33 protein-coding genes are annotated in these 26934 nt (G+C 61.3%); 15 read left to right on the plus strand and 18 right to left on the minus strand.

What is annotated here, in order from left to right; all coding sequences use genetic code 11:
- Nucleotides 1–189: 189 nt before the first annotated feature.
- On the plus strand, nt 190–2211 hold the full coding sequence (locus tag AB4Z15_RS23455) for a BCCT family transporter (protein ID WP_442019173.1): 2022 nt from the start codon (nt 190–192) through the stop codon (nt 2209–2211).
- Between the two features lie 11 nt (nt 2212–2222).
- Nucleotides 2223–2408 (plus strand): hypothetical protein, encoded by a 186-nt coding sequence (locus AB4Z15_RS23460; protein ID WP_442002769.1) that lies wholly within the window; start codon nt 2223–2225, stop codon nt 2406–2408.
- A gap of 65 nt (nt 2409–2473) precedes the next feature.
- Here AB4Z15_RS23460 and AB4Z15_RS23465 read toward each other — a convergent pair whose 3' ends face one another.
- Entirely contained in the window at nt 2474–3160 is a 687-nt protein-coding gene (locus AB4Z15_RS23465; protein ID WP_442019174.1) for a fasciclin domain-containing protein, read from the minus strand.
- Nucleotides 3161–3404: 244 nt separating this feature from the next.
- Between AB4Z15_RS23465 and AB4Z15_RS23470 the strand changes: the two genes are divergently transcribed.
- Entirely contained in the window at nt 3405–5105 is a 1701-nt protein-coding gene (locus AB4Z15_RS23470) for a cytochrome c biogenesis protein DipZ (protein WP_442019175.1), read from the plus strand.
- Nucleotides 5106–5209: 104 nt separating this feature from the next.
- Here AB4Z15_RS23470 and AB4Z15_RS23475 read toward each other — a convergent pair whose 3' ends face one another.
- Nucleotides 5210–5461 carry a hypothetical protein gene (locus tag AB4Z15_RS23475; protein ID WP_442019176.1) on the minus strand — a complete coding sequence of 84 codons (252 nt, stop codon included), beginning with the start codon at nt 5459–5461 and terminating at the stop codon, nt 5210–5212.
- A gap of 98 nt (nt 5462–5559) precedes the next feature.
- A complete protein-coding gene (locus AB4Z15_RS23480) occupies nt 5560–5934 on the minus strand; it encodes a VOC family protein (protein ID WP_442019177.1) in 375 nt (124 codons plus the stop codon).
- Between the two features lie 191 nt (nt 5935–6125).
- Here AB4Z15_RS23480 and AB4Z15_RS23485 point away from each other — a divergent pair, with 191 nt between their 5' ends.
- Nucleotides 6126–6707, plus strand: coding sequence for a GNAT family N-acetyltransferase (locus tag AB4Z15_RS23485; protein ID WP_442019178.1), 582 nt, complete (start codon nt 6126–6128; stop codon nt 6705–6707).
- Nucleotides 6708–6764: 57 nt separating this feature from the next.
- On the opposite strand, the gene AB4Z15_RS23490 is transcribed toward AB4Z15_RS23485, so the two are convergent.
- On the minus strand, nt 6765–7550 hold the full coding sequence (locus AB4Z15_RS23490) for an IclR family transcriptional regulator (RefSeq protein ID WP_442019179.1): 786 nt from the start codon (nt 7548–7550) through the stop codon (nt 6765–6767).
- Between the two features lie 178 nt (nt 7551–7728).
- Between AB4Z15_RS23490 and AB4Z15_RS23495 the strand changes: the two genes are divergently transcribed.
- From AB4Z15_RS23495 to AB4Z15_RS23505, 3 genes are read left to right on the plus strand one after another with little or no spacing between them, the layout of a single operon-like run.
- The gene (locus AB4Z15_RS23495) at nt 7729–8460 is read left to right on the plus strand and encodes a CoA transferase subunit A (protein ID WP_442019180.1); all 732 of its coding nucleotides are present in this window, start codon (nt 7729–7731) and stop codon (nt 8458–8460) included.
- Nucleotides 8461–8487: 27 nt separating this feature from the next.
- Entirely contained in the window at nt 8488–9183 is a 696-nt protein-coding gene (locus AB4Z15_RS23500) for a CoA transferase subunit B (RefSeq protein WP_442019181.1), read from the plus strand.
- Nucleotides 9180–10394, plus strand: a complete 1215-nt coding sequence (locus AB4Z15_RS23505) for an acetyl-CoA acetyltransferase (RefSeq protein ID WP_442019182.1) — start codon at nt 9180–9182, stop codon at nt 10392–10394. The genes AB4Z15_RS23500 and AB4Z15_RS23505 overlap by 4 nt, the downstream gene beginning before the upstream one ends.
- 66 nt (nt 10395–10460) lie before the next feature.
- Here the strand turns inward: AB4Z15_RS23505 and AB4Z15_RS23510 are convergent, their stop codons facing one another.
- Nucleotides 10461–11039, minus strand: coding sequence for a GlcG/HbpS family heme-binding protein (locus tag AB4Z15_RS23510; RefSeq protein ID WP_442019183.1), 579 nt, complete (start codon nt 11037–11039; stop codon nt 10461–10463).
- Nucleotides 11040–11242: 203 nt separating this feature from the next.
- Between AB4Z15_RS23510 and AB4Z15_RS23515 the strand changes: the two genes are divergently transcribed.
- From AB4Z15_RS23515 to AB4Z15_RS23535, 5 genes are all read left to right on the plus strand, one after another.
- Nucleotides 11243–12541, plus strand: a complete 1299-nt coding sequence (locus tag AB4Z15_RS23515; protein ID WP_442019184.1) for a sensor histidine kinase — start codon at nt 11243–11245, stop codon at nt 12539–12541.
- Nucleotides 12538–13164 carry a response regulator gene (locus AB4Z15_RS23520; protein WP_442019185.1) on the plus strand — a complete coding sequence of 209 codons (627 nt, stop codon included), beginning with the start codon at nt 12538–12540 and terminating at the stop codon, nt 13162–13164. The genes AB4Z15_RS23515 and AB4Z15_RS23520 overlap by 4 nt, the downstream gene beginning before the upstream one ends.
- 86 nt (nt 13165–13250) lie before the next feature.
- Nucleotides 13251–13817, plus strand: coding sequence for an HdeD family acid-resistance protein (locus tag AB4Z15_RS23525; RefSeq protein WP_442019186.1), 567 nt, complete (start codon nt 13251–13253; stop codon nt 13815–13817).
- Nucleotides 13818–13914: 97 nt separating this feature from the next.
- Nucleotides 13915–14721 (plus strand): exodeoxyribonuclease III, encoded by an 807-nt coding sequence (locus AB4Z15_RS23530; protein WP_442019187.1) that lies wholly within the window; start codon nt 13915–13917, stop codon nt 14719–14721.
- 33 nt (nt 14722–14754) lie between these two features.
- Nucleotides 14755–15678, plus strand: a complete 924-nt coding sequence (locus AB4Z15_RS23535) for a hypothetical protein (protein ID WP_442019188.1) — start codon at nt 14755–14757, stop codon at nt 15676–15678.
- 18 nt (nt 15679–15696) lie between these two features.
- On the opposite strand, the gene AB4Z15_RS23540 is transcribed toward AB4Z15_RS23535, so the two are convergent.
- The 4 genes from AB4Z15_RS23540 to AB4Z15_RS23555 all read right to left on the minus strand — a co-directional run bounded on the left by AB4Z15_RS23540 (nt 15697) and on the right by AB4Z15_RS23555 (nt 20239).
- On the minus strand, nt 15697–16749 hold the full coding sequence (locus AB4Z15_RS23540) for a LacI family DNA-binding transcriptional regulator (RefSeq protein WP_442002782.1): 1053 nt from the start codon (nt 16747–16749) through the stop codon (nt 15697–15699).
- A gap of 125 nt (nt 16750–16874) precedes the next feature.
- Nucleotides 16875–17840, minus strand: coding sequence for a carbohydrate ABC transporter permease (locus AB4Z15_RS23545; RefSeq protein WP_442019189.1), 966 nt, complete (start codon nt 17838–17840; stop codon nt 16875–16877).
- The gene (locus tag AB4Z15_RS23550; RefSeq protein WP_442019190.1) at nt 17837–18802 is read right to left on the minus strand and encodes a carbohydrate ABC transporter permease; all 966 of its coding nucleotides are present in this window, start codon (nt 18800–18802) and stop codon (nt 17837–17839) included. The genes AB4Z15_RS23545 and AB4Z15_RS23550 overlap by 4 nt, the downstream gene beginning before the upstream one ends.
- A 96-nt stretch (nt 18803–18898) precedes the next feature.
- On the minus strand, nt 18899–20239 hold the full coding sequence (locus AB4Z15_RS23555) for an ABC transporter substrate-binding protein (protein ID WP_442019191.1): 1341 nt from the start codon (nt 20237–20239) through the stop codon (nt 18899–18901).
- 275 nt (nt 20240–20514) lie between these two features.
- Between AB4Z15_RS23555 and AB4Z15_RS23560 the strand changes: the two genes are divergently transcribed.
- A complete protein-coding gene (locus tag AB4Z15_RS23560; protein WP_442019192.1) occupies nt 20515–20919 on the plus strand; it encodes a helix-turn-helix domain-containing protein in 405 nt (134 codons plus the stop codon).
- On the opposite strand, the gene AB4Z15_RS23565 is transcribed toward AB4Z15_RS23560, so the two are convergent.
- The 9 genes from AB4Z15_RS23565 to AB4Z15_RS23605 all read right to left on the minus strand — a co-directional run bounded on the left by AB4Z15_RS23565 (nt 20916) and on the right by AB4Z15_RS23605 (nt 25730).
- Entirely contained in the window at nt 20916–21569 is a 654-nt protein-coding gene (locus tag AB4Z15_RS23565) for a DNA alkylation repair protein (protein ID WP_442019198.1), read from the minus strand. The genes AB4Z15_RS23560 and AB4Z15_RS23565 overlap by 4 nt on opposite strands.
- A 249-nt stretch (nt 21570–21818) precedes the next feature.
- On the minus strand, nt 21819–22154 hold the full coding sequence (locus AB4Z15_RS23570) for a hypothetical protein (protein WP_442002787.1): 336 nt from the start codon (nt 22152–22154) through the stop codon (nt 21819–21821).
- A 174-nt stretch (nt 22155–22328) separates the two neighbouring features.
- Nucleotides 22329–22940 (minus strand): hypothetical protein, encoded by a 612-nt coding sequence (locus AB4Z15_RS23575; RefSeq protein WP_442019193.1) that lies wholly within the window; start codon nt 22938–22940, stop codon nt 22329–22331.
- Nucleotides 22937–23581 carry a DUF6286 domain-containing protein gene (locus AB4Z15_RS23580; RefSeq protein ID WP_442019194.1) on the minus strand — a complete coding sequence of 215 codons (645 nt, stop codon included), beginning with the start codon at nt 23579–23581 and terminating at the stop codon, nt 22937–22939. The genes AB4Z15_RS23575 and AB4Z15_RS23580 overlap by 4 nt, the downstream gene beginning before the upstream one ends.
- On the minus strand, nt 23578–23958 hold the full coding sequence (locus AB4Z15_RS23585) for a hypothetical protein (protein ID WP_442019195.1): 381 nt from the start codon (nt 23956–23958) through the stop codon (nt 23578–23580). Before AB4Z15_RS23585 ends, AB4Z15_RS23580 begins: the two co-directional genes overlap by 4 nt.
- A complete protein-coding gene (locus AB4Z15_RS23590) occupies nt 23955–24146 on the minus strand; it encodes a hypothetical protein (protein ID WP_216922303.1) in 192 nt (63 codons plus the stop codon). The genes AB4Z15_RS23585 and AB4Z15_RS23590 overlap by 4 nt, the downstream gene beginning before the upstream one ends.
- Nucleotides 24143–24580 carry an Asp23/Gls24 family envelope stress response protein gene (locus AB4Z15_RS23595; RefSeq protein ID WP_442002791.1) on the minus strand — a complete coding sequence of 146 codons (438 nt, stop codon included), beginning with the start codon at nt 24578–24580 and terminating at the stop codon, nt 24143–24145. Before AB4Z15_RS23595 ends, AB4Z15_RS23590 begins: the two co-directional genes overlap by 4 nt.
- Nucleotides 24581–24670: 90 nt before the next feature.
- Complete coding sequence (locus AB4Z15_RS23600; RefSeq protein ID WP_442019196.1) at nt 24671–25237, minus strand: hypothetical protein; 567 nt, start codon at nt 25235–25237, stop codon at nt 24671–24673.
- A gap of 148 nt (nt 25238–25385) precedes the next feature.
- Nucleotides 25386–25730, minus strand: a complete 345-nt coding sequence (locus tag AB4Z15_RS23605) for a hypothetical protein (RefSeq protein ID WP_442019200.1) — start codon at nt 25728–25730, stop codon at nt 25386–25388.
- Between AB4Z15_RS23605 and AB4Z15_RS23610 the strand changes: the two genes are divergently transcribed.
- Nucleotides 25681–26094 carry a DUF6318 family protein gene (locus AB4Z15_RS23610; RefSeq protein WP_442019199.1) on the plus strand — a complete coding sequence of 138 codons (414 nt, stop codon included), beginning with the start codon at nt 25681–25683 and terminating at the stop codon, nt 26092–26094. The two genes, AB4Z15_RS23605 and AB4Z15_RS23610, sit on opposite strands and share 50 nt — an antisense overlap.
- Before the next feature lie 4 nt (nt 26095–26098).
- On the plus strand, nt 26099–26934 hold an 836-nt coding region (locus AB4Z15_RS23615), incomplete at its 3' end, for a hypothetical protein (protein WP_442019197.1).

The following is a 26934-nucleotide window of genomic DNA, read 5'->3' on the forward strand; positions in this document are numbered from 1 at the left end:
AAAAGAGGTGCACCATGCACAAGGCCTGCCCCATCAGTGAGCTCGATTCGGGGCAGGCGCTCCGACTTGATACTGCTCCACAAATGATGGTCATGGAGTCGGACGAAGCCCCCAACCCTCTACCCGCTCCCACCCTCCAGGGCCATGTATAAACCCAAGCCCATGACTCGCCGAGCAAAGGACCCGCTCATGGCTATAAATAGTGATCTAAAGCCTCTAACTCCCGAGGAAGTGCCCGCCACGGATAACCTGGCCGACACCCCTTCATCACGTAGAACCAACCGCCTGGAAAACTCCGGGGACGTCATCAGCGTCTCCCCGGACGAAGCCAACCCCGCAGTCCTCGACGATGAGGACGGAGGCGCAGAAACGCTGCCGGATACTGAGGAATACGCACAGATCCTTGAAGAACTGCGCCATGCCAGGACCGAGCAGGCAGTTACTGCCCGCCGGAACCAGAAACTTACGCTCGACAAAGTCACCTTCGGAATCACGGGCGCCATCGCCGTCGCCTTCGTGGTCTGGGGCTTCGTCGGCCGGGACAGCCTCTCCGAAACTTCCAAAGGCGCCCTGAACTGGGTCATGGAATACACCGGCTGGCTCTTCATGGTTCTTGCCTCCTTGTTCGTCGTCTTCGTCCTCTGGCTCGCCCTGGGCAAGTTCGGCAACATCCCGCTTGGCAAGGACGGCGAGAAGCCGGAATTCCGTACCGTCTCCTGGGTAGCGATGATGTTCGCCGCCGGCATGGGCATCGGGCTCATGTTCTATGGCGTGGCTGAGCCGCTCTACCACTACATCTCGCCACCACCGGGCACTGTGGACGGCCGCACCCCTGCTGCCATCCAGACGGCCATGGCCACCTCGATCTTCCACTGGACCCTGCACCCATGGGCCATGTACGCAGTAGTGGGCATTGCCATGGCCTACGGCACCTACCGTTTGGGCCGCAGGCAGCTGGTCTCTGCAGCGTTCACGTCGCTCTTCGGCATCAGGATGGTGGAAGGCCCGCTCGGGAAATTCATCAACATCCTGGCCATCTTCGCCACCCTGTTCGGTACTGCCGCTTCCCTGGGCCTTGGCGCCCTTCAGATCGGCAGCGGCATGACCTCCAACGGCTGGGTGGGCGAGATCGGCACCCCGGTACTCGTGGTGATCGTCGCCATCCTCACCTTCTGCTTCGTCGCATCTGCAGTCTCCGGCATCAGCCGCGGCATCCAGTGGCTTTCCAACATCAACATGGTGCTGGCAGTCGTCCTGGCACTCATCGTGTTTGTTGCCGGCCCCACCTTGTTCATCCTCAACCTGATCCCTTCAGCCATCGGCGACTACGCCCGGGACCTGGCAGAAATGTCCTCCCGGACAGAGGCGGTCGGCGACGAAGCACTGCGTAGCTGGATGACCAGTTGGACCATTTTCTACTGGGCCTGGTGGATCTCCTGGACGCCCTTCGTCGGCATGTTCATTGCACGCATCAGCCGCGGCCGAACTATCCGCCAGTTCGTCACCGGCGTTCTGCTGGTGCCAAGCATCGTCAGCGTTATCTGGTTCGGTATCTTCGGTGGAGCTGCCTTCCACGTCCAGCAGGAAGCTGACAAGGCCGGCACACCCGGTTTGGTGACCATGGCCAACGGTGTGCCCTCCGTCAATTTCGACGGCGCACTCTTCGATCTCGTCAAGAACCTTGGCATGCCCGGCTGGGCCACAGCAGCGGTGATCGTGCTGGCCATGGTGCTGGTGGCAATCTTCTTCATCACTGGTGCAGACGCAGCCTCCATCGTCATGGGATCGCTCAGCTCCAACGGAGCAGAACACCCCCGGCGTGGAGTAGTGATCTTCTGGGGAAGCCTTACCGGTGCAGTAGCAGCGGTCATGCTCCTGGCTGGCGGCGACGAACCATCCGAGGCTTTGGCCGGACTTCAAAGAGTCACGATTGTTGCCGCGCTACCGTTCGTCATCGTCATGCTGCTGCTCTGTTTCGCCCTCACGAAGGACCTGCGCCGTGATCCGCTGTCACTGCATAAGCGCTTGGCGACATCCGTTGTTGAACGCGCGATTCGTACGGGCGTGGAACAACATCGGGGCGTTCAATTTGACCTGGTGACCAGGCACGAGTGTGCGGAGGACTGCCCTGACTCCGACTGTCCCGGCGGAACTCCGACCGGAAGCATCCCCAGGGTTCAGTCTCCCCGGACCGACCCAACCGACAAGTAAGGTATCCCGCCATGACTCAAACCCATGAACAAGAAAGCACTCTCCGTGTCTCCACTGATTCCGGAGACACCGTGAGCTTCACCCTGGATGCAACGAAACCCGTAACGGTCAAGCTCCAGGTTGACGGTGGTTGCACTTGTGGAAGCACCGCCACCGTCCAGGGCTCCTACGTAAATAGCGACCTGGGCAAGCGCTGATTTCCAACACAGCAAAGCAGGCGCCGGATTGATTCCGGCGCCTGCTTTTTTTGCGGGCAGGCAGGTTACTTGGGCATCAGCACGGAGTCGATCAGGTAAACCGTTGCGTTGGCCGTGTGGACGCCGCCGCAAATCACGTTGGCGCCATCAACTGTGAGTGCATCTTTGCTGCCGCCAACGGTCACTTCGCCGCCCTGGACTGTCTTGTGCATACCGACGATCTGGTCAGGGCTTAGCTGGCCAGGGACTACGTGGTAAGTGAGGATCTTGCTCAGCAGGGCATCGTCCGTCTTGAGAGTCTCAATGGTGGCGGGGTCGATCTTGGCGAACGCATCGTCAACAGGTGCAAAGACGGTGAATTCGCTGCCGTTGAGAGTGGAGACCAGATCCACCTTCGGGTTGAGCTTGCCTGAAACAGCGGCAGTCAAAGTCTTCAGGAGCGGGTTGTTCGAAGCGGCAACGGCAACCGGATCCTGCGCCATTCCCACTACCGAGCCGGCACCATCCGGAACCTGGGCGGCGTAACCGGCACAGCCGGGGCCAACAAGATCACGGGCGGGATCCATGGCGGCGCTGGTCATGGCAGAAGCCGACGGCGACGGTGCCGCGGACGTCATCTCCGGCGCAGGGGACGACGACGCCGACGACGGAGGCGTGCTGGAACTGCTTGTACCACCACAAGCCGTGAGTCCGAGAAGGGCGGCTGCAGTGAGGCCAACGAAGGCGAGGGCGGGGCGCTTTGTGGACAACATGTCATTCTCCTTGTTCGTGGAACCAGGGCATTGGGTCCATTGGGTGTGGGCACTGGCTGCCCGGCGCTGCTTCTGCGTCGCCGGCGGTTTGTGCCTCACCAGCTATTCGGAGGTGGCACCGGCGTGGATGGGTGCGGATTGAAAAAGTTTTCAAACCAAGCCATCGCGGCTTCGGCTCCGAACTGCTTACAGATATCCGGAGCCGGCACCCTTCACGGCCGGTCCGGCGACGTTGGGAGACGCAATGCTGCAATTAGCACTTATCGGCCTGCTGGGTGGGCTGATTACAGGTATTTCGCCCTGCATCCTGCCCGTCCTGCCGGTCATCTTTCTTTCCGGAGGTGTGCAGGGTGCGCGCAAAGGCACTGTAACTAGCTGGCGCCCGTACTTGGTGATCCTCGGTCTGGTGATCAGCTTCAGCACCTTCACGCTGGTTGGCTCGTTCCTGCTGACCTTGGTGAACCTGCCGCAGGACCTGCTTCGATGGATCGGGCTGGTGGTGCTGGTGCTGATTGGTTGCGGCCTGATTTTCGACCGATTCCAGCACATCCTGGAGAAGCCGTTCTCCTGGATCCCGCAACGCAAAGTGGGCACCGAAAACGGCGGCCTGGTGCTGGGACTGGCGCTCGGCGTCGTCTATGTCCCCTGTGCAGGACCAGTGCTTGCTGCCATTGCCGTAGCCGGTGCCACGGGGCAGGTGGGCGTCGAAACCATAGTCCTCACGTTGACGTTTGCCCTCGGCGCAGCCGTTCCGCTGCTGGTGTTCGCGCTGGCTGGCCGCCGCGTCGCAGAGCGCGTCAAGGCCTTCCGGAAGAACCAGCGCAAGATCCGCATCGCCGGTGGCGTCATGATGATCGCCCTCGCAATCGGCCTGGTGTTCAACCTCCCGCAGCTGCTGCAGAAACTCGTGCCCGACTACACCTCCACACTCCAAGAGCAGGTCCAGGACAACGAGGCCGTGAAGAAAGCCCTGGATCTTGGTGGCCTGGTAAATGACCAAAACCGCGAGCTGGACAAGTGCAGCAACGGCTCCACCGATCTGGAATCGTGCGGGACGGCGCCGGATATCAAGGGCATCCAGGAGTGGTTGAACACCCCCGGCGGTCAGGCCGTGAACTTGAAGGACCTCAAAGGCAAGGTGGTCCTGGTGGATTTCTGGGCCTATTCCTGCATCAACTGCCAGCGCTCCGTTCCGCATCTCACCGATTGGTACAGCAAGTACAAGGACTCCGGCCTGGAAATCATCGGCATCCACTCCCCCGAGTACGCGTTCGAGAAAGAGACCCGCAACGTCATGTCCGGCGCGCAGGACCTGGGCATCACCTACCCCGTTGCCATCGACAACACCCTCTCCACATGGACCAACTACCGCAACCGCTACTGGCCAGCCCACTATCTGATCGATTCCGAGGGAACAGTCCGTCACATCAAGTTCGGCGAGGGCGGCTACCAGACCACGGAGAAGCTGATCCGCGAACTCCTGCAAGAGGCGAACCCTTCAGCGGCGCTCCCCGCGCCCATTGAAGCCTCCGACGACGGCCCGGTAGCAGGTGCCACCACTCCGGAGACGTATTTGGGCACCACCAAGAAGGTCAACTATGCGGGCAGGGAACCCTATAAAGCCGGGGTGGGACTGTATTCAACGCTGGCGAATCAGCCCGGTGACAGCTTTTCTTTGAAGGGTTCGTGGGATCTCGGAACGCAATCCATCACCCCTGCCAGCGCCGGTTCTTCCATTGCCCTGAATTACCACGCCAAGCAGGTGTACATCGTGGTCAGCGGTGAAGGCATGATCGACGTTGTCCGGGATGGGAAGACCACGGCCGTAGCGGTCTCAGGGACGCCGACGCTCTATCAGATCGTGGACGACTCCGGGATCCACGAGGGCAAGCTGGAAGTCAAGATCCCACAGGGCATCCAGGCGTACTCCTTCACATTCGGATAGGGTGCGCTGCTGGAAGCTGGGTTGGCCGGGCCCACTCTTGTTCGCTCTCCTCACCCTTGTACGGCGGGGGAAACGAACAAGAGCAAGCTCGTGGCGTGGAGAGCCTATTTGTTGGCGAAGTACACGGCAAGGAAGATGGCACCACTGACGAAAGCCAGGATTCCCAAAACCTTCCCGGCCGTAGCCTTTACTCCGTATCCTTCGGCCTTGCGGGCGGTGAGGAATGCCATGGCTCCAAAGCCCACGCCGAAAATGAACAGGCCGATGATGCCAAAAATGATCGAGTTCTTGCGGTATTTAGTCCCCAGGATGAGGTCTTCTTCAGGGCCAACTACATACTGACGGGTGGTGGTCATGGTTCTCCAAAAAGTGGGGCGAGCTGGATCAAGCGATCGGTCGAACATTATTTCGCCGTTTGAAGAACTCCAAATGGCTCGGACACAATGGCGAAGGCTTAGACATACGGCTTCGTGATCAGCTCCAGCGCGTGGCCCGAGGGGTCCTTGAAGTAGACGCCCCGGCCACCATGCTCCGTGTTGGTCTCGCCCTCACGGGTCATCTGCGGATCCGCCCAATGCTCGACGCCGGCACTCACCAGACGCTCATAGGCGCGGTCAAAATGCTGGTCGTCAACGAGGAAGGCATAGTGCTGCATCTGGATCTCGACCGGTGGCTCGGCGAATTGGAGCATTACGCCGCCAGCCAAGGTCAGGTTGGTGAAGGGCCCCCAGCTGGGTGCTTCGTCCGCTTCGAGGATGGACCGGTAGAACTCGGCGGAAGCGACGCGATCGGTGGACGCGATGATGGTGTGGTTAAAAAGGGCGGGCATGCATGACTCCTTGTTGTGTGGATTTCGTTCGATGGGTTTCAGGGTCATCAATCCACGGGGAGGAGCGCGCGCAGCGCTGGCACATGTCAGAGTTCGGCCGGGTAGCCAATCCGTGCAGGGCAGGTGCCCGATCCGGTCATCACGTCCGCCAGTCTAGCGAAGAGTTGGGCGGCGGTGACAGGATGGGCGGCATGGGAATCGAGGTTCGCCCGGCAACAGTGTTCGAGGACTTGAAAACCATCGTCGGCCCCAAACGTCCGGACGCCAATGTGTGCTGGTGCCTGAGTTACCGGATTCCCTCGAAGCAGAACCTCGAGCTCCAGCGGAAGGAGCGGGGAAAGTTCGTGGAAAAGCTGGTTGCGGAGGATCCGCCGCCAGGCGTTCTCGCTTACGACGGCGGCGAAGTAGTCGGGTGGGCTGCCGTGCACCCCCGGTCCGACACCAGCTTTGCGACTAGCCGAAAGATCCCCCACGCGGACAAAGCCGATGTGTGGTCTGTCTGGTGCATCAGGGTGCGGCCCGGGCATCGCGGCAAGGGCATTTCGCACAAGCTGCTAAAGGGTGCAATTGACTTCGCAAAGAGCCATGGCGCGCCAGCCATTGAGGGCTACCCCGTGGACAACAAGGGCAACAGGGTGGATCTGACCATGGCGTACGTGGGTACCCGCAGGCTGTTCGAGCAGGCCGGCTTCACCAAGGTCGCCGAAACGACGTCCGTCCTCAACGGATTCCCGAGGGTGCTGATGCGTCTGGACCTGCGCTCACCCAACTAGGGGACAGCAAACGGTCCACTGGGCTCTCATTGGAGCATGTGCTGTCCCCTACTTGGGTCAGCCCTGCAGCCTTGCCGTCATGCGATGAGCTTCCTCGAGCAGCAATTTGCCCAGGAATTCTTGCCGATCGGGACGGAACCGGGGTTCGATCCCCGTCAAGGAAAGGGCCCATGCCGGGCGCCCCTGTTGGTCAAAAACCGCCGCGCCCATCCCCCAGCTTCCTTCAAGGATCAGCCCCGGGTTCACGGAGTAGCCCGCCAGCCGCGTGCGCTCAAGGTTGTCCCGCACCACGTCAACGGAATGCCCCATGGCAAAGTCGCCAGCGTGCGCAGGCCAGTTCTCAAGCAGGGTTTCCTGCTCGTCGGCGGGCAGGAAGGCCATGATCGCTGTTCCTGCCGAGGCAACTCCCAAAGGAAAACGTACGCCTTCATGCAGCACGAAGGACCTCACCGGGAACGAGCCTTCCTCACGCAATACGCAGACGGTTTCGTTGCCACGTCGGATGGAGAAGAACGCGCTCTCGCCAGTTTCGGCGGCGAGGCGGCGCAGGCTGGGTCGGGCAATGTCCTCCATGGGGAAGCGTGCCGCCGCTACCGATCCCAGGAGGAAGATTTCCGGACCAAGAACCCACTTCCCGGCGGCTGAATCGTGCTCCAGCAATCCCTCCGCAGCCAGCGACGTCAGCAGCCGGTGCACGGTTGGCCGTGTCAGCCCTGATTCACGAACCAATCCGGCCAACGACGTCCCCTCGGGTTTGCGTCCCACCAGCCTCAGCAGCTGGGCAACGCGGCCCACAACCTGGGCACCCTGCACCGGGTTCTGCGGTGACTTATTCTCCGGCACAGAGGCCTCCTTCAAGATTTCATCCACAATATGGACACGACTGAGCTTACAGTCCACACCGTGAGTAGCCAAGCGCTGAAGTCGTTGACCATAGCAAGGATCACTCCTAGGCTCCTTTACAGATAACCAGTCCACAACGTGGATACTTCCACGACAAAGACTCAAAGAGGAGTTCCACATGTCGAAGATGCACGCCAGCGCAGCCCAAGCGCTCCAGGACCTGATGGCAGACGGCCTGACTATCGCCGTCGGGGGGTTTGGCCTGAGTGGCATCCCGGCCGACTTGATTGACGCCGTCCGGGAGTCGGGCGCCAGGGATCTCACCATCGTCTCCAACAACATGGGCGTGGATGGCAAGGGCCTCGGCGTGCTGATCGAAGCAGGCCAAGTCAGGAAGGTCATCGCCTCGTACGTCGGCGAAAATAAGCTCTTTGCCGAGCAGTACCTGGCCGGCAAGCTCGAGGTCGAATTCACTCCCCAAGGCACCCTGGCCGAGCGTCTCCGCGCCGGCGGCGCCGGCATCCCCGCCTTCTATACGCGGACCGGCGTGGGCACGCTGGTTGCCGAGGGCAAGCCGTTGGAAGAGTTCGACGGCGTGACGTACGTCCGCGAGCGCGCCATCACCGCCGACGTCGCGCTTGTCCACGCCCACACCGCTGACACGGATGGAAACCTGATCTACCGCTACACGGCGAGGAACTTCAACCCTGTGGTTGCAACAGCCGGCGCCGTCACCATCGCTGAGGCGGAGGTCATTGTGCAACCGGGCGAGCTCGACCCCAATCACATTGTCACGCCCGGCGTCTTCGTCCAGAGGCTGGTGCAGGCCAGCGCGCGGGTTAAGGACATCGAACAGCGCACAGTCCGGCAGCGACCTGGAGCACAGCACACCGAAGCGCTGGCCGTCTAACGCTTACCAAAACAAGGAGCACACATCATGGCTTGGACACGAGACCAGATGGCCGCCATCGCGGCTGAAGAATTGAACGACGGCGACTACGTCAACCTCGGCATCGGCATCCCCACCTTGGTGGCCAACAACCTGCCCGACGGCGTGCGGGTGGTTCTCCAAAGCGAGAATGGCCTGCTCGGCATGGGCCCGTTCCCCTATGAGGGCGAGGAGGACGCGGACCTCATCAACGCCGGCAAGCAGACCGTCACCATCACCCCCGGCGGAAGCATTTTCGATTCCGCCATGTCCTTCGGCATGATCCGCGGCGGCCATGTGAAGGTGGCTATCCTGGGCGCCATGCAGGTGTCCGGCAGCGGCGACCTCGCCAATTGGACCATCCCGGCAAAGATGGTCAAGGGCATGGGCGGCGCCATGGATTTGGTGGCCGGGACCCCGCGGGTCGTGGTCCTCACCGAGCACAACGCCAAGGACGGTTCGGCCAAAATCGTCACGGAATGCACGCTGCCGCTGACCGGGCTGAAGTGCGTTGACCGGATCATCACAGACCTCGCGGTCTTCGACATCGTTCCGGACACAGAAGACAACGACGGCGGCACGAGCCTCCTGCTCACGCGCCTCGCCCCGAGCGTCACGGTGGAAGAGATCCGCAGCAAGACAGAGGCGGAGTTTACGGTGGCGCTTACGTCCGAAGAACACACACTTGAAGGAGCAGGCGCATGAGCTTGAAAGACCAGTTCGGCAAGGACATCCTGCTCACAGGGTGGGGACACAGCAAGTTCGGCAAGCTCACGGACCACACCCTCGAATCATTGATTGTCCAGGTAGCCGGTGAAGCGATCCGCAATTCCGGCCTTGAGCCCAAGGACATCGACGAGGTCTATCTCGGCCAATTCAACTCAGGCATGCAACCGCTGGGCTTCACGTCATCGCTGGCCCTGCAGCTCTCTGCAGACCTGGCCAATGTCCCCGCAACGCGCACGGAGAACGCTTGCGCCTCCGGTTCCGCAGCGTTCCAGCAAGGCGTGAAGGCTGTGCTCGCCGGAACTGCCCGCAATGTTTTGGTGATCGGCGCGGAAAAGATGACCGACGCCGGAGCGGACGTGGTGGGGGCGGCTTTGCTTGGTGCGTCGTACGAAATGGCGGGCAAGGCGTCCACCACAGGGTTCACGGGGTTGTTCGCAGAAGTGGCGAAGCACTACGGGAAGCGCTACGGCACGGGCATAGACGCGGCCACCTACCCCGGGGGCCTGGGCGATGTCCTCGGTTCCATTGCGGCCAAGAACCACCACAACGGCATGGATAATCCCTACGCCCAGATGCACCGGGATTTTGGCGAGGAATTCTGCCGCACCATCTCGGACAAGAACCCCATGGTGGCGGACCCCTTGCGCCGTACGGACTGTTCGCCGGTCTCGGACGGTGCGGCCGCCGTCGTGATTTCAACGTCGGCTACCGGCGGCGCGACCGCACCTGTGCGCTTGGCGGGCTTCGGTCACGCGAACGATTTCTTCCCCGCGGAAAAGCGCGATCCCACCGAGTTCGCCGCTACCCGTGTCTCTTGGGAGCGGGCGCTGGGCATGGCAGGCGTGGGCATTGATGGACTGGACTTCGCCGAAGTCCACGACTGCTTCACCATCGCCGAGCTCGTCATGTACGAGGCCATGGGCCTGACTCCCCGCGGCGAGGGTTCGCGCGCTGTCCAAGAAGGCTGGGTGTATAAGGACGGCAAACTTCCCGTCAACGTGTCCGGCGGCCTGAAGGCCAAGGGGCATCCCGTGGGGGCCACCGGAGTGTCGCAGCATGTCATTGCGGCCATGCAGCTCACCGGCACCGCCGGCGACATGCAGCTTCCCAATGCCCGACGAGGCGCCGTCCAGAACATGGGCGGCGTGGGCATCGCGAATTACGTCAGCGTACTGGAGGCGATCTAACCCAAGTAAGTCGCAGCACTGCGCGTTTTGAGGGCTGAAAACGCGCTCAGCTGCGACTTACTTGGGTTACTTTGCAGCTGCGGCCAGGGCTTCGGCACCAGCGGTCGCGCAGGCCTCGTCCAAGGCGCCGTCGGGAGCACCGCCGACGCCGATTCCAGCCACGGACACGCCGTTGACTTTCAGCGGGACACCGCCCGCCAGGAAAAGCGTGCCGGGAAGGTCTGCAATGGACGGGCCGGTACCGTTGATGCGCTTGGCCAGTTCGCTGGTGGGGGCACCAAAGGCAGCCGCGGTGTAGGCCTTCTGCTTGGCGGCCTCGATGGTGTGCTCGGCGGCATTGTCACCGCGAAGAAGGGCCTGGACAGTGCCGAAGCGATCCACCAGGGCCACGGTCACGAACGGAAGCTTGTCTGCCTGGCACTTGGCAAGCGCGGCATTCACGGCCTCGCTGGAAGCACCCACTGTGATTCGATTCTGGGAAACCAGGTTCTCAGGTGCCGGCTGGACCTCGGCACTGACTGGCGCAGCGGGTCCGTTAACAGGCGCGGCCTCGGGGGCTACGGCATTGGCTACGGCGGTAACCCCACCAGTGAGCAACAGTGCTCCGGCAGCAGCAGTGGCAATCATCTTGTTGGACTTCTTCACGGAGTTCTCCTCGTGGCAAGCAATTTCGGGTACATATCCATGCTTCCGGGAGCAACCCCCGGGGCACATCGGCCATGTGCCGGTTCCAAGCTCAGCCTTTCCGCCAGCCGTATCAGCCAAAAGGTGGAGAGACCAGCAATCACGCGGGATCTAGCATGGAAAGAGCGCTTACCACCGACCGATACGGAAACGGGAACCACCCCATGCCAGCAGCCCCTCAACGGCAGGATCCAAGCAGCCGCCCCGGTCCAGGCGGCCGGATCGATACCCGCATTGACGCCGTGGTGCATCTGGGTTTCGCCGTGCTGATGGTCGCCTCTGCTGTCCGGTATGTCATGCGCCACTCCCCCGCGGACAACCTGTGGACTGTGGCCTTGGCTGTCAGCGTGTGTGCCCTGTACGTCGTGACAGCGTTGCTGGCCCAACACCGCCAGCTCACCCAACACCTCCAGCTCATCCAACGACGCAATCCCATGCATAGCCAACAAACCCAAAACCGCAAGCTGTGGATGTTTACCTTGGTGGCTGCGTGGGCTGCCCTGGTGATCGCGGCGCCCAGCTTCGCATGGTGTTCCTTTGCGATTTTCTTCCTCAGCCGAACCGCCTTCCGTGGGTGGGCGGCGTATCTGGCGGGCGGCGCGACCGCGACGGCCACCGCCGTCGGGCTTTTCCGTATGAGCGGATGGACGGATGTCGCCATGCTGCTCGGACCGCTTGCTGCAGGCGCACTGCTCACGTTGATTTACGACAAGATCGAGCGTGACGGCGCCCTCCAGCGAAAGCTCTTCGAAGATGTAACCCAAGCGCAGGAACAGCTGGCGGCGAGTGAACGAAAAGCAGGAATCGCGGCCGAACGTGAGCATGTTTCACGTGAAATCCACGACACCATCACCCAGGGCCTCGCGAGCAGCTTGCTCCTGCTCGAGGCAGCCCAACGCTCCTGGCCCGATCCCGCGGCGCATCACGAAGTCAGCAAAGCAACCAGCCTACTCCGCGGAAATCTCGCCGACACCCGGAGCCTGGTGCACGAGCTCTCGGCGCCCGGCCTGGAAACTGCGCCCCTTCACGAGGCCTTGGAACGCGCCGCCCGGCAGTACCTGGACCACATCCTTGTGCAGGTCACCGGCGAGACCCGTCCCATCCCGCCCGAGGTTCGGCACGCCCTGCTCCGTGTGACTCAGAGCGCCGCGGCCAACATCAAACTTCATGCCCATGCGAACAACGCCAGCGTGACACTTGGGTACCTTCCGGGCGGGATCACCCTTGACGTGTTCGACGACGGCCGCGGCTTTGATCCCGGAGCGGTACCTCCGCCGTCGGAAACGGGAGGATACGGACTACGCGCCATGCGACAACGCATTGAGCAGCTGGGCGGAGAATTGTCCGTGGAGAGCACTCCGGGCGAAGGCACCATCATCGCAGCCCAGATCCCGCTGCCAGCCTTGCCCGAAGATACGCCTGAAGCTACATCGCCCGCGGACACATTCAAGGAGCCCCTGTGACCACCATTTCCGTGCTCCTCGTGGACGACCACACCGTAGTCCGGAGCGGACTGAAGGCGCTGTTGGGCACTCAGGCCGATATCGTCGTCGTCGGTGAAGCGGCGTCGGGTGAGGAAGCGTTGGTGGCGGCACAGCAGCATTCACCGGCCGTGATTCTCATGGACCTCGCCATGGGTGCGGGAATCGATGGGATCGAGGCCATCAAGCAGTTGCGGCAGCGCAATCCCCGGCAGGCGGTGATCGTGTTCACCACCTACGATTCCGACGCCGACATCGTCCGTGCCGTGGATGCCGGCGCCATGGGGTACCTGCTCAAGGACGCTGCACCGGAAGAGATCTTTGCAGCCGTAAGAGGTGCCGTGCAGGGCAAAAGCGTGATGAGCGCGCCCGTGGCTTCCCGGCTTTTCCAACAGCTGCGGAACCCTGACGAAATCCTTACGCCCAGGGAGGCAGAGCTCCTGAGCCTCCTGACCGAGGGCCTCAGCAACCGCGATCTGGGAAAACGCCTCTTCATCTCGGAAGCAACCGTCAAGACCCATCTGGCCCACATCTATGCCAAGCTCGGCGTGGAGACGCGGGCGGGCGCTATCGCAACCGCCATCCGTCGCGAGGGCATGAGGTAGGCCGGCCGCATCCGGTAGGCAGACCGCGCCGCGATTCAGGGCTCGTTCCTATATATCCACGGCCCGCATTCCGTTAAGCTGGCACTATGTCCGACGCTTCGGAACGCAAGATGTTCAAACATTCCGGAACTGCCCTGCTGTTCCGCGGAATCCTGGCCGTGCTCTTTGGACTCTTGGTTGCATCTTTGCCAGTAGCCACGGTCTTCGGACTGGTTTTCGTTTTCGGTGTCTTCGCAATCGTGGACGGCCTCACCAACGTGGCCCACTACTTTTACGACCCTTCACGCCATTCCGGCTGGACGATGGTGGGCGGCTTCATCTCCATCGCCGCCGGCTTAGTGGCGGTTGCGTGGCCGGGAATCACAGCTGCAGCCCTTGGCATCCTGATTGGACTCTGGGCCTTGGTCCTGGGGCTTTCCGAGATCATCTTCGTGTTTGCATCAAGGAGCTCCGTCAATGGTTGGAGAGTCTGGCTGCTGACGGGTCTTGTGACGGCGCTTTTTGGACTGTTTGTCCTGATCAACCCCGGCTTCGGGTTCCTGGGCGTGGTGGGTTTGCTGGCAGCCTTCTCCGTAGTTGCGGGGCTGTTGTTGATCGTTTGCGGCGTCAAGATGCGCAGGGGCGCCTCGTCTTCGTTCATGTACGCCCACTGATCGTCCGTGTCGCGGCAGGCGTGCCGCAAACGTGCCGCAGCCCAGCAATCCTTCATGAGGGGATGCGCTTGGCGCCAAGTTCGGTAAGTTAGTGGCTGTGAAGATAGCTACTTGGAATGTGAACTCCCTCCGTGCCCGTGCCGACCGCGTCGAAGCGTGGCTTGAGCGCAGTGACTGTGATGTCCTGGCCATCCAGGAGACCAAGTGCAAAGACGATAACTTCCCGTGGGAGCTCTTTGAGCGCATGGGCTACGAGGTTGCGCACTTCGGCGTGAACCAGTGGAACGGCGTCGCCATTGCGTCCCGCGTGGGGCTGGATGATGTAGAACGCACCTTCCTGGACCAGCCGATGTTCGGCAAGGCCGGCAAGGACCCCGCGCAGGAAGCCCGCGCTATCGCTGCTACCTGCGGCGGCATCCGCATCTGGAGCCTGTATGTTCCGAATGGCCGCTCGCTGGACGACGAACACATGCCGTACAAGCTCAAGTGGCTTGACGTCCTTCAGGGAAACGCCGCGGAGTGGCTCAAGTCCGCGCCTGCAGCACAGGTCGCACTCATGGGCGACTGGAATATTGCACCGTTCGATGACGACGTGTGGGACATCGAACTGTTCCGCAACAACAACTACACGCACGTCAGCGAGCCGGAGCGCGCCGCTTTCCATGCCTTCGAAACCGCCGGTTACACCGACGTCGTCCGCCCATACACACCCGGCCCCGGCGTCTACACGTACTGGGACTACACGCAGCTGCGCTTCCCCAAGAAGGAAGGCATGCGCATCGACTTCTGCCTGGCTTCCCCGGCCTTGGCGGCCCGGGTTACCGGTGCTTCCATCGACCGCGAGGAACGCAAGGGCAAGGGCGCCTCGGATCACGCTCCCGTGATCGTGGAGCTTGCAGACTAATCACCGCTGATGGAAGAAAGGGGCCGGCTGGAGATGACTGGAAACCTGTACAGGGGCCAGGCAGGACTGCCGTTCTCTTCGTCCCTGCGCATTTACGAGCCCCTTGAAGCATTTCCTCCCGAGCAGCAGCGCCAACTCGTGGCGGACAGCAGCAAGATACGTTCCCGCGCCGCCGTCGAAAATGCGGAGCTCCAAGCCTCGCTGGGCCGCATCACGCGGACCGGCGGGGACCCTTTCCCCACGGGGCGGACTGATTTGGTGCGCATGACGCGGGTTCCCGGCGGGCGGCACACTGCGGCGGATAGTGCCACAGACACGACCGCTGGCGCGTCACCGCAGGATAAGGACGCCCACGACGCCGGACGGCTGCTTTACTGCCCCAGCCAATTGGTGATTCGGGCCGGGCTGGCAGCGAATGCCCTCATGGATGGTGTGCACAGCCCGCTGGCTGATCTGCTGATTCCGGTTTCGCAGCGGGACAAGCATCAAGCCAGGATTGATCGCATCAACGCCGGGGAAGAAGCCAAGCGTGTGCACACCCGGGCTTCCACCTGGGGTATCCCTTTCAGTTGGTTCTCGCTTTTCGCTGAGTCTGACCGCAAGGATGTGGTGGAGTCGGATGGGCATATCCTCACGGTCCGGGTGTGGACACCGTTGACCGAGGCCCTGGACCGGGCACGCTTTGCTGTAGCCCATCTGGCCTTGGCAGCTCCGGACCTGGACATGCTGGACGATCTCACGCAGCTCACCGAATGGCTGGAGTTGTTCCACGTCCAGTCCATGGTGGAGTTGGATTACGGGGCTGTGGCGGACAAGGTGTACCCGGACGAATCGCCCATGGATGTACGCCTCGGTATCGAATGCCTGGCCGAGGGAGATATGACGGGCGCGGCTGCAGCTTATCGCCGGCTGGCCTCGCGCTGGATCCCCATCCGTCAGTTGGCGCGGGCCTCGTAGCCTTTCTTTACCGGCTCTTTACCGGCACGGCGGTGCTGTTGTCTCCCGGACAATCAATTGGTGCGGCGCTACCTCTGAATGCACGGCACCGGCAATGCCATCGAGTTCATCCAATAGCATCTTGGTTCCCAGTTCGGCTTGGTCGTCCGGCCGTTGACCCACGGTTGTGAGGCCCAATGCTTCGGAAAAGTCGTGATCGTCGATGCCGATGACTGAGAGGTCCTCCGGCACGCGAACGCCGTGACGCGTGGCTTCGAAGATGACTCCCATGGCCATCTCATCGGAGGAACAGAAAATAGCTGTTGGCTTGCGTCCGGGTTGATTCCAGAGCCGAAGGAATGCCTGCTGCCCGCTGGCAACTGTGAAGTCACCCCATTCGTCCCATTCAGGACGGACTTCCAAGCCGGCGTCGGACATGACTTCCTGGAAGGCGCGGATCCGGACACGGGGAACGTCGAAGTTCAGGTCTGTCTCGTCGTCGCCGTGGAGCAGGGCGATGTCCTTGTGTCCCAAGTCCAGCAGATGCCGCACGGCTGTGGAGGCGGCGTCGTAATCGTTAATGCCGATGTAGGCGCAATCCTCAACGTGCCCGCCAACCACTACCAGCGGGATGTCGATCTTGTGGAGGTGTTCCAGTTCGTCCTCGCTGAGCGCCATACACAGCACCAGCAGCGCGTCGATCTGTTTGTAGACCATGGTGGAGCTGAAGAGCCGCTCGCGATTGCTGCCATGGCCGCCGAGGTTGAACAGGGAGAGGTTGTACTTGCGCGAGTGCAGTTCCCTGTCCGCGCCTTCTATTGCTTTGGAGAAGAACCAGCGGCTGACGAAGGGCGCCAGGACTCCGATGGTGCGCGTGCGCCCAGTGGCCAGTCCCGACGCCGACGACGACGCCACATAGCCCAGCGACGCCGCCACTTCCAGGATCTTTTCACGCGTTGCAGGCGAAACCCGGGGCAGCCCCCTGACAGCCCTGGACACGGTGGCCGTAGACACTCCCGCTGCTGCTGCGACGTCCTCGATGCTGACGCCTGTATGACCACCGCGCTGGGACCTACCCGTTGTTCGTGTCACAGGCCCCCCTCTCCGGCTGCCTTTACTTCGCCGTTTTCTTATCTTTCGGCGAAGAATCAGTCTATTTTGTGCAGGGCTTGGTTACGCAGCGGAGTCATCCGCTGCGTAACCAACGCTGCAATTGTCTAGCCCTTGAGACCGCCGGACAGCAGGCCTCGGACGAAGTACCGCTGCAGGCCGAAGAACACCAGAAGCGGAATGATGATCGAGACGAAGGCCGCGGCCGGGTTCAAGTAGTCCCTGGCACCGCGTGTACCGGAAATCTCCGCCAGACGCTGGGTGATAGGTGCTACGTCGGCCGTTCCTCCGGAGAACACCAGTGCAACCAGGAGGTCGTTCCAGACCCACAGGAACTGGAAGATCGCCAGTGAAGCCAGCGCCGGAACGGAAAGCGGCAGGATGATGCGCCAGAAAATAGTGCTGTGTCCCGCACCGTCCACCCTTGCCGCCTCGATAACTTCACCAGGGATCTCGGAGATGAAGTTGTGGAGGAGGAAAATACCCAGGGGAAGCCCGAACATCGTGTGCGCGATCCACAGCTGCGCGTACGAACCCGCCGGCAAATGCAGGGTTTGCGTAAAGAGTTGCAGGAGCGGAATCAGTGCCATCTGGAGCGGAATGATCTGCAGGGCGAACACGAAAATGAAGAGTGCGTCGCGGCCCTTGAACTTGCCCCACGCGAACACGTAGGCGGCCATCGATGCCAGCACCAGTACAAAGATGGTGACCGGGATGACGATCGCTACGGAGTTCGCGAAGTACTGGGACAGGTTGGCAGATTGCGAGCCCGCCGGGGTAAGGACGTCCACATAGTTCTTGACCGTGAAGTCCCAGTCCAGGAAGGCATTCCACCAACCGTTTGAGCGGGGACCCACCTGCTTCGGGGCAGGACGGAACGAGGTAACAAAGAGTCCAAAGGTCGGGACGGACCACACGACGGCGATGATGATCGCTGCCGTTGTTGCCCACTTGGACGTGAGCTTGGTCTTGACCCTGCGCATCATCGGCTGGGCGTCCTCCGTGGGGTCCGATCCAGGACGCTGCCGGGTGGCGGCCTTGGACGCCTCTTTCGGGGCTGGCGTGGCTGTCAATGGATCTCCCTTTGCTTGCGAAGGACTCGAGCGTTGTACACGACGATGGGCAGCACCATGAGGAACAGGATCAGGGCCAAAGCGGCACCTCGTCCTGGCTCACCGGCGCGGAAGGCTTGCGTGTACATTTCGTTGGCCACAACCGACGTGTCGTAGTTACCGGCCGTCATGGTTCGGACGATGTCGAAGACCTTCAGCGTGGCGATCGTGATAGTTGTCAGAACCACCACCAGCGCCCCACGGATGCCCGGGACCGTAACGTTGCGGAACTGCTGCCAGGCGTTGGCCCCATCCAAACGGGCTGCCTCGATGAGTTCCACCGGGACACCCTTGATGGCCGCGGAAAGAATCACCATGGCAAAGCCTGTTTGGATCCACACCATCACGATGATCAGGAAGATGGTGTTTTCCGGAGCGTCCAGGAGGAACTGCTTGGGGTTCATACCCATGGCGTCACGGATGAAGTTGATGACACCCGTCTGTTCAATACCGGGGCCGCGGTAGTCATAAACGAGCTTCCAGATGATGCCGGCTCCTACAAAGGAGATGGCCATCGGCATGAAGACCAAGGACTTCAGAACCCGCTCTCCGCGGGCCTTATCGATGAAGACGGCGTAGGCCAGCCCAAAGCTGGTCGACAACAGGGGAACCAGGATGGTCCAGATGATGGTGTTCCGCAGCGTGGTCAAAGCTTCAGGCTGCGTGAACATCCAAACAAAGTTATCGAACCCGTTGCCTTGGCCACTGGCATCCGTGAAGGCCAACATTGACGTCCGTACAGCGGGATACACAAGGCCCACCACCATCAGGATTCCAGCAGGCGCCAGGAATCCGGCCACCGTTACCTTGTCCTTGACCGACTTTGGTGCCCTATCCACCACGAGCATGAGGATGCCGATAATTGCGGCAAAAATCGCCAGGGCGATCACTACTTGAAGGAGTTTTCCTCCGATAAATTCCATACCCAACCTCCGGGGCGTGAGTGAATCACTAAGTTCCGGGAAACACACTGCCTCCCCGGCTGGGCAAACCAGCCAAGGGAGGCAGTGCCTTCGGAGTTAGCCCTTGGGCCAGCTGGACTCGATGCTGTCAGTTACCTGCTGGGCAGAGCTGCCGTTGATCCAAGCAACGATGCCCTTCCAGAACGAGTTGGAACCCACGGCGCTCGGCATCAGGTCCGAGCCGTCAAAACGGAAGACCGTCTTGGGATCCTGGAGGAGCTTAATGGACTGCTTATCCAGGGCGGACTGTGCATTGTTCGGGTCAAGGCCCTTGTTTGCACTGATGGCCCCGCCGAGCTTCACGCGGTTGTTGGCGAAGTCCGCGCTTGCCATGAATGCCAGGTATGCCTGGACCTCAGGGGTGTCCTTGTAAGCAGCAACCGACTCGCCACCACCGGTGATGGCTGTGCCCTTGGATGCATCCACCGGAGGGGTCATGAATGCCCAGACGTCGCCATCCTCGGCCACGTTGGTACCGGCAGGCCAGTTGGCTGCCTGGAACGATGCCTGGTGGTGCATGGCGCACTGTCCGTCCAGAACGGGCTGACCGGCCTGGGCAAACGCGGTGCTCAGGATCGAGCGCGGGTCACCGAAGCCACCGTTGACGTAATTCGGGTTGAGGAGGATATCGCCAACCTTGTTGAAGGAGTTGACGATCTTGGGGTCATTGAACGGAATCTGGTGCGTGATCCACTTGTCATAGACTTCCGGGCCTTCGGCACGCAGGACAACGTCCTCGATCCAGTCGGTACCAGGCCAACCAGTGGCTTCGCCCGATTCAAATCCGGCGCACCATGGCTTCATGGTCTTGTCGTCTGCGATCTTCTTGGTCAGGTCCATCATTTCATCCCACGTCTTGGGGACTGTCCAGCCCTTGTCCTTGAAGGTCTTGGGCGAGTACCAGACGTATCCCTTGACGTTCGCAAGCATCGGGGCGGCGTAGAACGTGCCATCCACCGTGCCGTACTTCTTCCAGTCTGGGGACCAGTTCTTGTCCACAAGATCGGACACAGCCTTGGGAGCGGGCTTCAGGTAGCCGGCCTTTGCCTGGGTGGCCAGAAGACCGGGCTGCGGGAAGATCGCGACGTCAGGGGCCGTACCGGACTGGGCCCGGACGCCGATCTGGGTCTCGAACTCCTTGCTGCCCTCGTACTTGACCGTAATGCCGGTGCACTTTTCGAACTGTGCCCAGGATTCCTCGAGGTTTGTCGCTTCGACGTCGACAATAGTGGAGTACACCGAGACGGTCTTGCCGTCGTGCTTGCCGTAGGTGTCGTAGGCGGAACAGTCATTCGACGCCGTGCTTCCGCCGCCGCCGCTGTTTCCGCTACACGCGGACATGGTAAGTGCCAGAACGCCGGCCGCTGCGACCGGGAGCAGGTACTTGGATTTTTTCATGCTGAAGACTCCTCGCTGAGTACAAGAAAATCGTGGCGCGATTTGATGTGGTGGGCCTCACACTAGTCATGATCAAGGTGGGAATGCAAGCGCTTACACCTAACGTAACCACAACGATACAAAGTAACCTTTGCATCGTAACGGAGCGACCAGGCTGGGGCCGGAACCACTCGCCGTCGAAAGGAAGCTCCTGCCGCGCCGCGAGGAAGACATCGGCCGAGCAGGCACGTCATCAGATTTGGTTGCCCACTGTTGCCTATGCAACAGTGAGAAGTGTGGATGAACTTGAAGCACTCCAGACTATCGGCCGCCTGATCAAAGAAGAGCGCTTGGCCCAGGGGCTGAGCCAGGTGCAGTTGGCCAAGCAGGCTGGAACCGCCATCAAGACTGTCCGGACGCTGGAATCCGGTACGCGGCGCACCCAGGAAATCAATCAGCGCAAGCTTGAGCACGCCCTCGGCTGGCGCGCTGGCTCGGTGGCTGAAGTACTCAAAGGAAAATCCAGTTTCGCTCCGGACCAGATCACGCCGGACGACATGCGCAGCGGCGAGGATTCACGGCAGTCTTCGGGGCCCCGCGTAATGGTACCGGCAGCCCCTATCGCCCGCGCCTCGCATCTTTCAGACGAGGAGCTGCTCGCCGAACTGACCTACCGGATGATGCACCGCAACAGGGGCTAGCTGGTTGCTGACAGTTGCTGCCGGCGAACCATCTCGTTGATCCAAACAGGCGCGAACGGAGAGGTGCAGTTGGGCGGAGTTGGGTAATCCTTCAGCACCTCCAGTCGCTCTCCAATACTCAAAGCGCGGGCGCGATGCTCCGGGCGTTCGATGCCGATCTGGGCAAGACACGTGTTCATCGCCCACTGCAGGCGGTCAGGAGCTTCCTTCATCCCGGCTTCAATTGCGTCCAGCAGCCCGATGAGGTCAAGGCCTGCCGGATCCTTCACGACGCGCTCCGACGTCAGCGCCCAACCGGCACTCGCCACCACAGGATCCTTGTCCGCAAACCAGGCGATCCGCAGCCCTTCGGCGTACGGACTCTTCTTGACCACGTAGTTCACAAGCCAGTCGTGGACTTTGGGTGTGCGGGCCTCGCGCAGCATGGTGTCCAGCTCGTCGGATCGGAACGACTTGGGCCGGCAGATCAGCAGCGCCAGCAGCTTGGCCGCGGTGTCGTCCGTAGCCCAGAGGTCACGTGAAAGCTCTTGCTGTGTCTTCAAACGCTTCGCGATGGAGCGCAACTTACTGAGGTTCACACTGTGATCGTCACCGTGCTTCTCGTTCACCTCGCGCCATCTCGGGTCTTCCAGCGCGGCCAGCTCGGCCATCACGTCAGCCAGCGTCGTCCCAGTCGCGGCACTACCAGTCGCAGTTGTACCAGTCGCAGTTGTACCTGTCGCAGTTGTCGCGGCCACTGGAGCCTCCCGTCCATCGCGTGTAAAGCTCAGCCTACTAGGCGTGGGCGTGCTGGTCCCGGGCGCACTGGATCAGCCGCTTAACCACAGCGGGATGGCAGCTCATGGAGTGCAGTCCGCACGTTCCTTGATCTGCCATCCTCGCGCCATGTGGCGTAAAGTCTACTTCCCGCCCTTGAACAGGCCTGCGATCTTGGAGCCGAGACCCTTCACGTTTTCGGTAACATCTCCGGCGAATTCCTTGGACTTCTCCGCAACGTCACCAGCAAGTTCCTTGGCGTTTTCCCCGACGTCACCGGAGAAGAATTCCTTGACGTTTTCCGCTGCATCTCCGGCGAATTCCTTGACGTTTTCTGCTGCCGCGCCCGCGAACTCCTTGACATTTTCCGTGGCCTCGCCAGCAAATTCCTTCGCATTTTCAAGCGCCTCGCCAGCTACATCCTTGGCGTTGCCCGCGGCGCCCGCTGCTGCTTCTGATCCCGTGGTTTCTTCACTCATGGTGCTCTCCTTCGTGACGGTTTGAACGCCGATTGTTTTTGGGGCTTTGTCCCGCAAAGCAATCAATCGCATCAGGGAGTTTTTCCCCCTCTGCTTTCAAACTATGGGCATACGCAGCGGTTAAGCAACGCAAAACACCCTCAGCGAAATATTCGGCAAAATTAGCGGCTACAGTCAGCGAACCCGTTCAGCTTTTGTAAATTTTGCCCGGGCCCCGGAAGCCATATGGACCAATACGGGGGTCTTCTTGCCAATCACGAGGTCCAAGGCTTCGACCAGGCGCGAGATTTCGGCAGCTAAGAGGTGCGGTGCGACTCCCTGCCGGGGCTGGATGCGCAGCCTCAATCCGGGCTGGCCTTTGACCTCATACGTTGCCACAGACGCTCCCGCGAGGTCCGGCCGATCTGCCAGGGCTGCCCGAAGCGCCTGTTCTGCGACTCCGCCACCGATCTGGACCTCACCCTCCACATGGCTCTCGTCGTCGCTGGCCACCAGAAGGTTGGCCCTGCCTTTACCCTGTTGCGCCAGCCACGCGACCATCGCAATAATAATGGCCACCAAAACCACCCCGGCCACGATCCACAGCCAGCTTTCCTCCCGTCCGGGGAACCGGGTTTGCCGGAAAGCGTCCTCCGCACGAGCCCACATGTCCGCGGACCAGCCATGCCACCACGTTGCCACAGCAGGAACGGTGGCCAGTAGCAGAAGCAGTAGACCCACGGCCAGGAGTTTTACGCCAATGATGAAGAGAAGGACCCGGTTAAGGGCACGCGGTGTCCCGTTCACGCGCCCACCACCCCCGAAGTAGAGAGGTTCACCCGAACAGTGGGCATGGGAACGGGCGACATTTCATCGAGCTCGGCCTGCACTGCTTTAAGGACGGCTTCTTCACTGACCCTGCTTCCTGAGGTGGGTCGGACGTTGACCACCACTGATTGCCTGGACACAATCACCATGACCTGTTCCGGTGTCACGTTGGCGGCAGTCCGCGCGCGACGCGCAAGTGCCGAGGCCAGCACTTCGTCATCAACCACGACGGCGGTCCGTGGGTCCCTCAGCAAATGCCGGGCTCGCCTGCCGGGTAATACGGCTTGAAGGAGGAAGAACAGCCCGACCATCGCAACGACAGCACCACTTGCGCCGAGCAGAAGCGGCGGGATGCCGGCCGGAAGTGCGATGATACGCTCCGCTGCTGTACTTGGGTCAACAAGCCACGGCGGTTGCCCGATGGCCCGGAGGGCAGATTCCAGAAGTGCGAGAACACAGAGAATTATCACGAGCACTGCAGCGATGGTGGCTGCTCCTGCCCGGGACGAGTGCGTTTCCCTGCGCAGGATACGGCTCATGGCCGGGTCCTCGCCAGCGATGGGGCTGGCTCCGGAGTCGGTGCCAGAAGGTTCAAAGGCTGTTTCCTGGTCCTGCGTCAACGGACACGGCCTCCCTCTGAAACGTGGGCTCCACTGATCCTGATGTCCACCCGGCTTATGCGAAAACCGCTGAGCCGAGTGACACGCTCCAACACTGTTGCCTTTGCCGCCACGGCACGGTCCCAGATAGAGCCGCCGAAGCCCTGGACACGCTGCGGATTACGCAGCACCTCACCTAAAGCGGGGATGCTGATAGGTGCCACGATGGACAAAGCCAGCAGGCCGTCGTCGTCCGACCAATCGGCGCGGATGTCACCGGGTTCCACGCCGAGAGCCTCGGCGGCCGCAGCCTGTGCCAGCGATGTCAAAGCCTGGGTACTGATCCGGTTATGGCCGGCCAGGCTGGTGGTAGGTTCCACAGCCTCAGCCACGCTCATGACGAAGAGCGCCGGCCCGTAATGGCGTCCAGGACGCTGCGGAGATCGAGCTTGCCTTCAGCTGCACGGCCCAGAAGGGCGCCAATGCCCATAAAGAGCAGCGAGATAAGGAAGCCCCACAGCCCGAACTGGAAGGACATAAACGCCACGAAGGCGCCAATCGCGATTCCCACGACGGTCATGCTCATTGCAGTGCCTCCCTTTCGACCACGACGGTTTTGGGCTTGGGGGGCGGTGCCACGTACACATCGTTGATCTCGATGTTGACCTCGATAACCTGGAGCCCGACGAGTTCCTCAACAGCCCTGTAAACAGCAGCGCGAACCTGGTTGGCGACGCCGTGCAAGGGGTGCCCGTAGACAGCCACCAGGTTGATGTCCACGGCTACTTGGGTCTCCCCCACTTCGGCGCGAACGCCCGCGGCATGGTCCGAACTTCCCACTGCGTCACGGATGGCGCCAAGCGCGCGGGATGGACCTGAGCCCAGGGAGTAGACGCCTGGAACCGCGCGTGCAGCGATGCCGGCTACTTTTGCCACTGCCGCCTCGGAGATGATGGTGCGTCCGGTACCGAGGACCTCGCCCTCAGGCACAGGGTCGATCTGCAAGTTCTGGTCTGACATCGGGCACTCCCCTTCTCTTGAGTACCACCCTAGCGTCTAGCTCCGACGCTTTGTGAGAGGTGCCCGGAGTGAAGGGAACGCGCGCGGCGACTACTTGCAGTTCTTATCCATCCAGTCCTGGATCGGCTTCATAAGTTGCTCGAACTCGGGCTCCCCGTACTTGCGGAAATCCGTGCCGGCCGACTCCGTATACGCCCTCAGCTTCTCAAAGCTCGGCTTCAGTTCTTCGGGCACTTTGTCCTGCATCCGGGACAGTTCCTCCTTGGCCTTCTTGATATCTTCCGGGTCGCCGCCCACCACGGCCGCCAACGGCAGGATGGTCACGCTCAACATCGCGGCACTCACGGAGACGCATGCTTCAGACAAGGACGTGAATTCGCCGTAGACGCCGCCCGTGCCTGTAGTCGCGTCGGGGCTTGCACTGATCTCCGCGGTCGGCTCAGTGCTGGATGTTGGGGCGTTGCTGGCGCTTGGGGCGTTCGACGAGGCTATGGGCGTGGGCTGCGCAACCGGTAGCGGGAAGGAGCAGGCACTGAGCGCCAATGTTGCGCTGAGAAGACAACCGAGCAGCAGCGGGATCGTAATTCGCCGGCCGACACCTTTCCTGTGATTTCTGCCAAGAAGCCTGGACGTGCTGAAGCGTATGGTTTCGATCATGGTGTCCCCCGTTGGATTGCCTGCGATGACGAACCGGCGAGGGCAAGACTACGCCCGGCTTGCCGCAGTGAACAGAGGTTGAGTTATCCACAGGCAGTTCACTTCGAGAGGGTCTCTGGAGCCCACCCCACCTAGACTGGCCGACACATCACCAAACAGCCGCTGGGGAGCCTGTCATGCCACGCCTTTCGTTCGCCTCTTTTACTGTTCTCACCGTCCGCATTGCGGCTGTCGCGTTCGGGGTTTCGTTGCTGCTCAGCGGTTGCCAGGGCGGCAGTTCACCGGGTAGCCCACCTTCAGAAACACGCTCGACGACGGCGTCCCCCACCTTGGGTGCCAGCAGCTCAGGCGCTCCTTCAAGTCCTTCTCCGAGCACCGCTCCATCGGGTGTGTATAAGCCCGCAGACGCGAAGGGCAAAGCGCAGAACGTTCCCGTGCCCGTCATGCCCGAGTTGGCGAAGGAGAACACGAAAGAGGGGCTGGAGGCGTTCATCAGGTATTGGTACGAACAATTGAACTACAGCTATGAGTCTGGTGAAACAGGTACGCTTCGATCGCTCAGTGCCCCTACTTGTACTTTGTGTTCCTCACTTCGCGACGGCATCGAGGATGGGTGGAATGAGGGCCGATGGGTGGCGGGGGCGGGCATCCGATCAGCAGCAGTCGAAATAGAATTCAATTCCGAAAGCTCTTCCCAAATAGCCATCATTCAAGTGATTCAAGCCCCTATCGAAATCAGAAATGCTGACGGATCTCTCTATCAAGATCCAGTGCCGGCAACCAACTCGGCTAGTCGCGCTGCCCTAGAGTTCGCAGATGAACGATGGGTCTTAACCGATCTCGGACTGATCCGCTGACCGCATGATGATGAAACTTTCTCTCCACACTGTGAACTTCATCCTTGCTGCGGTCATCCTTCTCGTGGTTCACAGTGGTAACGCGGTCGCGAAGGAGCCCAAGATTGACATCGGCTACGTGGACAATGGGCTGAATCTAACATCGACACAATGGAGCAGGGACCCTTTATCCGGCGTTCTGACTCCAAAGCTGGATGGTTCGTCCGCATCTGAAGATCCAAATCAGTACATGCCGGATGTTCACTGCCGTTCGGGAGGAACGGACACTCCGGACAGGGGATGCCTGGCGATGGAATGCCCCGCCAAAACACCTGGGGGTGAAGAAGGCACACCGGTGATCTGGAGGCAGGCTCCGAAGTCAATCGCGAACCCGCAGTGGACAGACTATCCGGCCATCAGTGGACCCACGTGCCTGTACGACGCCAAACCTGAGAACGTCCTGGCCAACATCGCAGCCCGGATCCTGAACGACTTCCGCCAACTCCCCGTCAACCCAGGCACCCTCGAAGCCCAGCCCTTCCCTCACACCCTCAAGGGCGGGCCAACAAACTTCTACACCACCGCCACCGAACAAGCCTTCGACGTCACCATCCTCGGGCAAACAGTCCACCTGACAGCAACCCCGGCAAGCTTCACCTACAACTTCGGCGACGCCACCACCCTCGGCCCGACACCGGCCGCCGGCTACTCGATCCCCGAAGCCGACTGGCTCCTCAACGACACCCGCACCAGCCACAGCTACACAGCAACAGGGAACTACCCCGCCACCATCACCACCAGCTTCACCGGAACCTACTCCGTGAACAACGGACCCCCACTGCCCATCAACGGAACCCTGGA

It is taken from the genome of Paenarthrobacter sp. 2TAF44, from assembly GCF_052114885.1.
GTDB lineage: Bacteria > Actinomycetota > Actinomycetes > Actinomycetales > Micrococcaceae > Arthrobacter.